Genomic DNA, 7,046 nt, shown 5'->3' on the forward strand with positions numbered 1-7,046 from the left:
CCGATGACGACCCCGGCCGCCCCCCAAGCCTGCGACCTGCTGATCGAAGCCGGTTGGGTCGTGCCGGTGGTCCCGCACGGCGTCGTCCTCGCCGACCACGCCGTCGCCATCCGCGGCGACCGCATTTTGGCGGTGCTGCCGCGGGCCGAGGCCCGCGCCGCGTTCGTCGCCACCGAGGTGCTCAGCCGCCCGGGCTCGGTGCTGATCCCGGGCCTGGTCAACGCCCACTGCCACAACCCGATGACGCTGATGCGCGGCGTCGCCGACGACCTGCCGCTGATGACCTGGCTGCAGCAGCACATCTGGCCGATCGAGGCCAAGGTGATCGGGCCGGCCTTCGTGGCCGACGGCATCGAGCTGGCCGTGGCCGAGATGCTGCGCGGCGGCACCACCGCCTGCGCCGAGAACTACTTCTTCCCCGACATCCAGGCGGCCACCTATTCGCGGCTGGGCTTCCGAGCGCTGGTCGGCCTGCCGGTCATCGATTTCCCGACCGCCTGGGCCCGCACCCAGGACGAGTACTTCGACAAGGGCCTGGAAGTGCACGACAACTGGCGGCGCGACCCGCTGGTGTCCACCTGCTTCGTCCCGCACGCGCCCTACACGGTGAACGACGCCGCCTTCGAGCGCATCCGCATGCTGGCCGACCAGCTCGACCTGGTCGTTCACTGCCACATCCACGAGACGGCGCACGAGAACACCGAGGCGATGAAGCAGCACGGCAGCCGCCAGCTCGCGCGCCTCGACCGCCTTGGCCTGGTCAACGACCGCCTGATGGCCGTGCACATGACCGACCTCACCGACGCCGAGATCGCGCTCTGCGCCGACCGCGGCGTGTCGGTGGTGCACTGCCCGGAATCCAACCTCAAGCTCGCCTCGGGCTTCTGCCCGACGCGCAAGCTGCAGCTGGCCGGCGTCAACCTCGCCTTGGGCACCGACGGCGCCGCCAGCAACAACGACCTGGACATGTTCGGCGAGATGCGCACCGCGGCGCTGCTTTCGAAGGGCGTATCGGGCGACGCCTCGGCGCTTGACGCCGCCAGCACGCTGCACATGGCTACGCTGGGCAGCGCGCGGGCCATGGGCCTGGGCGACCGCATCGGCTCGATCGAGCCGGGCAAGCAGGCCGACCTGGCCTGCATCGACCTCGACCCGCTGGAAACGCAGCCGATGTACCACGCGATCTCCCAGCTCGTTTACGCCACCGGCCGCCACCAGGTGTCGGACGTGTGGGTCGCCGGCGTGCGCAAGCTCGCGGCCGGCGAACTGGTGGACCTCGACGCCGGCGCCATCCGCGCCAAGGCGCGCGGCTGGCGCGAGCGCATCGCCGGTATCCGGAGCGAGGCATGAGCGCGCCCGCCGCCAACGCCAGCCAGGCCGAGCTCGACAAGTTCGGCGCCCTGGCCAACCGCTGGTGGGACCCGCAAGGGCCGCAGCGGCCGCTGCATGAACTCAACCCGGCGCGCCTGGGCTACGTGCGCGACGGCGTCGCGCTCGCCGGCGCCCGCGTGCTCGACGTCGGCTGCGGCGCCGGCCTGCTGAGCGAGGCCCTGGCCCGCGAGGGCGCGAAGGTTACCGCGCTCGACCTCGCGCCCGAACTCATCGACGTCGCCAGGCTGCACCTGCTCGAATCCGGCCTGCAGGTCGACTACCGCCTGCAGTCGGTGGAGTCGCTGGCCGCCGAACAGCCCGCCAGTTTCGACGCGATCACCTGCATGGAGATGCTCGAGCACGTGCCGGATCCGGCCGCGGTGGTGCGCGCCTGCGCCGCGCTGCTCAGGCCCGGCGGCCGCCTGTTCCTGTCCACGCTCAACCGCACGCCGGCCGCGTTCGCCGTCGCCATCGTCGGCGCCGAATACGTCGCGCGCCTGCTGCCCAAGGGCACGCACGACTACAAGCAGTTCATCCGGCCGTCCGAGCTGGCGGCCTGGCTGCGCGCCGCCGGCCTGCAGGCGGAGGACGTCAGCGGCCTGGCCTACGACCCGATCCGCCGCAAGGCCTGGGTCGGCGGGCCGACCGCCATCAATTACCTTGCGCGTGCGGTGAAAGCCTGATGCCGACGCCGCCGCGTGCGGTGCTGTTCGACCTCGATGGCACCCTGGTCGACAGCGCCCCCGACCTCTGCAATGCCGTGAACCGCGTGCTGGCCGACCTGGGCCGGCCGCCGGTGGCGCTGTCGCGGCTGCGGCAGGTGGTCTCCAAGGGCGGCCGCGCGATGCTGGCGGTGGCGCTGCCCGATCTCGACGACGCCGCCCGCGAAGCGCGGTTGGCGCCCTTCCTCGCCTACTACGGCGAGGCGCTGGCCAACGACAGCGTCGCCTTCGACGGCGTCGACGAGCTGCTGGCCGCGCTCGATGCGCGCGGCATCGCCTGGGGCATCGTCACCAACAAGCCCGAGGGCCTGGCGCGCGGCGTGGTCGAGGGTTTCGGCTGGACCGCCCGCTGCAAGGTGCTGGTCGGTGGCGACACGCTGCCAACACGCAAGCCGGACCCGGAGCCGCTGCTGTTCGCTTGCACCCAGCTGGGCATCGCGCCGGGCGATGCGATCTACGTCGGCGACGACCAGCGCGACATCGAGGCCGCCCGAGCCGCCGGCATGCCGTCGGTGGCCGCGCTCTGGGGCTACCGCGAGCCGCACGAGGATCCGTCGCAATGGGGCGCCGACCATGCCTTCGACGGCGCCGCCGGCCTGCTCGCCTCGGACCTGCTGCCGCCATGACGCCGGCCACCGACCCGACCGCGCACTTCGTCGACAAGTGGCACCGGCGCGAGCCGGAGATGGCGCTGGCGGAAGTGTTCTGCCCGCCGGAGCGGCGCCCCGTGTTCCGGGCCTGGGGCGCGCTGCTGCACGAGCTGCGCGAGGCCACCTTCGAACTCAGTGACGCGCGCGTGACCGCCGCCAAATCGCAGTGGTGGGCCGAGGAATTGCTGCTGGTGGCGCGTGGCGCCGGCCGGCATCCGGTGTGTGCCGACCTGCCGCCTTCGCTGCCGTGGGCGACGTTGGCGCGGGCGGTGATGGAACAAGCCAGCTTCGACGGTCGTCCCGCCGATACGGCGCAGGCGCTGCAGCAGGTCGCGCCGCTGGCCGAGGCCATCGCCGCGATCGAGGCCGGCCTGCACGAGGCGCCACCGCCGGTGGGCGCCGTGGCGGTGAACCTGCTGCTGCACCGCCTGCCGCACGGCCTGGTGGCCGAGGACCAGGCGCGGCTGCCGCTGGGCCTGCTGGCGCGCCACGGCCTCACGGTGGCCCAGGTCGCCGAAGGGCAGGGCGAGGCGCTGCTGCGCGACTGGGCCCGCGAGCTGCTCGCGGCCCTGCCGGCGCCCGCGCGTCCGTCGAGCCTGTACCGGCGCCTTCGCAGCGGCTTCGACCGCGCGCGCCTGCAGCGGCTCGCGGCCGGCCGTGGCTTCGACCCGCCGCCGGCCCCGGCCAGCCTGTGGCGCGCCTGGCGCCTGGCGCGGTCGGGCTGAAACGCATTGTTTCGCGTTCCGCGGGACGCGACTCGCCAACTTGACGTAGCCTGCACCCGCCCTCATCTAGCTTGCCGTGACACTGAACAGGAGAGCCGTCGTGGCCCCGAAGAATCTTGAGAACACCGCCCGCGTGATGCCCGACATCGCGGCCGAAGCCCGCCCGGCCCTGTCCGGCGTGCTCGACTGGGTCGGCATGGGCGAGATCGAGATGCCCGTGGCCCTGCAGGCCGATGACGGCCGCACCGTCAGCAGCGGCGCCCGCGTCAATGCCTTCGTCAACCTCAAGCGCGGCGACGTGCGCGGCATCCACATGTCGCGGCTCTACCTGCACGTGGACAAGGCGCTGTCGTCCGAGCCGGTGACCCCGGCCTCGATCCGTCGCCTGCTGAAGGACTTCCTGGAGTCGCACGCCGACCTCTCCGACCGGGCGATGGTGAGCCTGCGCTTCGACCACCTGGTGCGCCGCGCGGCGCTGGCCAGCGACAACAGCGGCTGGAAGAGCTACCCGGTCAGCATCACCGGCGTGATGGACCGCGGCCACTTCGCGCTCGAGCTGGGCGTGGAAGCCGCTTATTCCAGCACCTGCCCGTGCTCGGCGGCGCTGGCGCGCCAGCTCATCCAGGAACAGTTCGACGCCGACTTCGCCGCCGGCAAGCCGCTCGACCGCGACGCGGTGATGGCGTGGCTGGGCAGCGAGCAGGGCATCCGCGCGACGCCGCACAGCCAGCGCAGCTTCGCGACCGTGAAACTGCGGCTGGTGCCGTCGTTCGCGGACTTCCCGATCGTCGAGATCATCGACCGCATCGAGAACGCGCTCAAGACGCCGGTGCAGACGGCGGTGAAGCGCGTCGACGAGCAGGCCTTCGCCCTGCTCAACGGCCAGAACCTCATGTTCTGCGAGGACGCGGCCCGCCGCATCCAGGACGCGCTGGACCAGGACGAGCGCATCAGCGATTTCTGGCTGCGCGCCTCGCACCACGAAAGCCTGCACCCGCACGACGCGGTCGCGGTCGCCACCAAGGGCATCCCCGGCGGCTACACCGCCGTCCCCGACGGCCTCCAGTCCCGCTGATCCCCGCTTGCGTGGATCCTCGAACGGCGCCTTCGGGCGCCGTTTCGTTTTGTTGGGGGGAGAAACGATTTTTGACGCGGATTAACGCGGATAAGCGCGGATAGATCAACAAAAAAGAGACCTTGGATCTTCGTCAGTGGAATCCCCTCGCGAGGATCCACTCCCGCCTTTGCTCTATCCGCGTTCATCCGCGTTCATCCGCGTCAAAAGCTATCAATCCCTACCGTTCGAGGACGAGGAGGGGGTCGATGCGGACGTCGAACCAGTTCATGCCCCAGTGCAGGTGGGGGCCGGTGGCGCGGCCGGTGGCGCCGACGGCGCCGATCACCTGGCCCTGCTCGACGCGGTCGCCGACCTGCACGTCGATGCGCGAGAGGTGCAGGAAGTTGGAGCTGATGCCGTGGCCGTGGTCGAGCAGCAGGGTGCCGCCGGTGAGGTAGAAGTCGGGCGCGGCCAGCGTGACCACGCCCGCGGCCGGGGCCAGCACCGGCGTGCCGTTGGGCGCGGCGATGTCCATGCCCGAATGCGCGCTGCCGGGCGTGCCGTTGTAGACGCGCTGGTTGCCGAAGCGGCCGCTGATGCGGCCTTTCACCGGCCACAGGAAGGCCTGGGTGAAGTCGGTGCGCGGCTCGTCGGCGGCGCGCGCCGCGGTGACGGTGGCCTGCTCGCGGCGGATGCGCTCGGCGATCGCGGGCGGCGGGTCGACGGTCTTGGGCGGCACGCCGTTGACGCGTTCGATTGGCCAGTCGCGCTTGCCCACGGCGATGGTGATCGTCTCGGCGCGGCCGTCGGGGCGCAGGACCTCGACCTGCACCGGCGATGCCGCGTCGCGGCCGACGCCGAACACCACGCTGCCGTAACCCGTGACGCGCAGCGCGCGGCCGGCGTGCCGAACCGTGCTGCCCGGCGGCACCTTGCCGATCACCATCGCGCCCTGCGAGACCTCGGCGGGGAAGACGATGCGGTCCGGATCCGGCGCCGGGGTCGGGGCGGGCAGGGTGGCCGCGAAGGCGGATGCCGCGACCAGCAGCCCGGCTAGCAGGGCCAGCACCCGCACGCGCGCGATCATCGGGATGCCTGGCGTGGACGTTGCGGCGCGGCGGTCGCGCGCGGTGGCGACGTGGGCGTCGTGGGTGGGGCACTGGGTCATGGCTTGCTCTTGTCGGGCCAGGCGTCCGGGACCGGGTCCAGGCCGCCTTCGTTCATGGGGTGGCAGCGGCCGATGCGCCTGGCGCCCAGCCAGCCGCCGCGCAGCACGCCAAAGCGGTCGATCGCCTGCATCGTGTATTCCGAGCAGCTGGGATAAAAACGGCATCGCTGGCCCAGCAGCGGGCTGATCGCCAGCTTGTAGCCGCGCAGGAGCAGGATGACGGGTTTTTTCACGATTGCGTCGGGAGGGCGGCAGGCTTAAGGTTGCCGCTGGTGAAGGTCTAGGCTATAACACGCCGCCTTCGAGCCTCAAGGAAAGAGAGGAATCGCCCTAGTGGCCGCAAAGAAACCCGCCAAGAAGGCCGCCAAGCCGGCCGCCAAGAAGCCCGTCAAGGTCAGCAAGCCGGTCAAGAAGCCGGTCGCCAAGTCCAAGCCGGCCGCCAAACCCGCTAAAAAGGCTGTAAAACCCATCAAGAAGGTCACGAAACCCGCCGCGAAGGCGAAGCCGGCTGCCAAGCCCGCCAAGAAGTCCGCCAAGCCCGCTGCGAAGCCGGTTGCGAAGTCCGCGGCCAGCAAGCCCGCCGCCAAGCCCGTGGCCAAGGCCAAGCCGGCCGCCAAGCCCGCGCCGAAGCCGGTCGCGAAGGCGGCGGCCAAGCCCGTGGCCAAGGCGCCTGCGCCGAAGCCGGCGGCCAAGCCCGCGCCCGCCGCGAAGCCCGCACCGGCGGCCAAGGCCAAGCCTGCCCCGGCCCCGGCGCCCATCGCCGCCAAGCCGGCCCCGGCGCCGAAGCGCGAAGCGGGCGTCCGCGCCGGCTACGTCAAGCCGACCGCGCCGCGCCCCGAGCGCATCAAGCCCGCGCCCGCGCGCGAGCGCGTCACCTTGCCCGCCGGCTACAAGCCGTCGGCCAAGGAGGAATACATGGGCCCGATGCAGCTCGAGTACTTCCGCCAGCGCCTGCTGCAGTGGAAGGACGACCTGGTCGAGGAGTCCAAGCAGACCATCGAGAACCTCAAGGAAGAAGTGCGCGACGTCGGCGACGAGGCCGAGCGCGCCAGCCGTGAGTCCGAGAACAGCCTCGAGCTGCGCACCCGCGACCGCTACCGCAAGCTGATCAGCAAGATCGACAGCACGCTCAAGCGCATCGAGGACGGCAGCTACGGCTACTGCGTGGACACCGGCGAAGAAATCGGCCTCGAACGCCTCGAAGCCCGCCTCACCGCCGAACGCACCATCGATGCCCAGGAGCGCTGGGAACACCGCCAGAAACAAATGGGCGAGTAACCCCCGCACCTCGCGTCATCCGGCAGCCCCGCGAAAGCGGGGCTGTTTTTTGGTTCTTCTCCCAACTGAGGGGAG

The 7,046-nt window shown here is 71.4% G+C and carries 8 protein-coding genes; 6 read left to right on the plus strand and 2 right to left on the minus strand.

Annotation, left to right across the window (positions count from 1 at the left end; translation table 11 throughout):
- Positions 1 to 3 precede the first annotated feature (3 nt).
- From N787_RS10065 to folE2, 5 genes are all read left to right on the plus strand, one after another.
- Complete coding sequence (locus N787_RS10065) at positions 4 to 1,350, plus strand: TRZ/ATZ family hydrolase (protein ID WP_034213384.1); 1,347 nt, start codon at positions 4 to 6, stop codon at positions 1,348 to 1,350.
- On the plus strand, positions 1,347 to 2,054 hold the full coding sequence (gene ubiG / locus N787_RS10070) for a bifunctional 2-polyprenyl-6-hydroxyphenol methylase/3-demethylubiquinol 3-O-methyltransferase UbiG (protein ID WP_034213393.1): 708 nt from the start codon (positions 1,347 to 1,349) through the stop codon (positions 2,052 to 2,054). Before N787_RS10065 ends, ubiG begins: the two co-directional genes overlap by 4 nt.
- A complete protein-coding gene (gph, locus tag N787_RS10075; RefSeq protein WP_052575356.1) occupies positions 2,054 to 2,719 on the plus strand; it encodes a phosphoglycolate phosphatase in 666 nt (221 codons plus the stop codon). Before ubiG ends, gph begins: the two co-directional genes overlap by 1 nt.
- A complete protein-coding gene (locus N787_RS14380) occupies positions 2,716 to 3,468 on the plus strand; it encodes an isoprenoid biosynthesis enzyme family protein (protein ID WP_052575357.1) in 753 nt (250 codons plus the stop codon). The genes gph and N787_RS14380 overlap by 4 nt, the downstream gene beginning before the upstream one ends.
- A gap of 136 nt (positions 3,469 to 3,604) precedes the next feature.
- A complete protein-coding gene (gene folE2, locus N787_RS10085) occupies positions 3,605 to 4,543 on the plus strand; it encodes a GTP cyclohydrolase FolE2 (RefSeq protein WP_034213396.1) in 939 nt (312 codons plus the stop codon).
- A 220-nt stretch (positions 4,544 to 4,763) separates the two neighbouring features.
- On the opposite strand, the gene N787_RS10090 is transcribed toward folE2, so the two are convergent.
- The gene (locus N787_RS10090; protein ID WP_034213427.1) at positions 4,764 to 5,612 is read right to left on the minus strand and encodes a M23 family metallopeptidase; all 849 of its coding nucleotides are present in this window, start codon (positions 5,610 to 5,612) and stop codon (positions 4,764 to 4,766) included.
- A gap of 77 nt (positions 5,613 to 5,689) precedes the next feature.
- The gene (gene yidD, locus N787_RS10095; protein ID WP_425387868.1) at positions 5,690 to 5,926 is read right to left on the minus strand and encodes a membrane protein insertion efficiency factor YidD; all 237 of its coding nucleotides are present in this window, start codon (positions 5,924 to 5,926) and stop codon (positions 5,690 to 5,692) included.
- 100 nt (positions 5,927 to 6,026) lie between these two features.
- Here yidD and dksA point away from each other — a divergent pair, with 100 nt between their 5' ends.
- Positions 6,027 to 6,971 carry an RNA polymerase-binding protein DksA gene (gene dksA, locus N787_RS10100; RefSeq protein WP_034213401.1) on the plus strand — a complete coding sequence of 315 codons (945 nt, stop codon included), beginning with the start codon at positions 6,027 to 6,029 and terminating at the stop codon, positions 6,969 to 6,971.
- The last annotated feature ends 75 nt before the right edge of the window (positions 6,972 to 7,046 follow it).

It is taken from the genome of Arenimonas metalli CF5-1 (assembly GCF_000747155.1).
Classification (GTDB): Bacteria; Pseudomonadota; Gammaproteobacteria; order Xanthomonadales; family Xanthomonadaceae; genus Arenimonas; species Arenimonas metalli.

What these genes read in the sequence shown, in the direction of transcription:
- N787_RS10065 (WP_034213384.1), top strand. Translation starts at nt 4, where the DNA reads ATGACGACCCCGGCCGCCCCCCAAGCCTGCGACCTGCTGATCGAAGCC.
- ubiG (WP_034213393.1), top strand. Translation starts at nt 1,347, where the DNA reads ATGAGCGCGCCCGCCGCCAACGCCAGCCAGGCCGAGCTCGACAAGTTC.
- gph (WP_052575356.1), top strand. Translation starts at nt 2,054, where the DNA reads ATGCCGACGCCGCCGCGTGCGGTGCTGTTCGACCTCGATGGCACCCTG.
- N787_RS14380 (WP_052575357.1), top strand. Translation starts at nt 2,716, where the DNA reads ATGACGCCGGCCACCGACCCGACCGCGCACTTCGTCGACAAGTGGCAC.
- folE2 (WP_034213396.1), top strand. Translation starts at nt 3,605, where the DNA reads ATGCCCGACATCGCGGCCGAAGCCCGCCCGGCCCTGTCCGGCGTGCTC.
- N787_RS10090 (WP_034213427.1), bottom strand. Translation starts at nt 5,612, where the DNA reads ATGATCGCGCGCGTGCGGGTGCTGGCCCTGCTAGCCGGGCTGCTGGTC.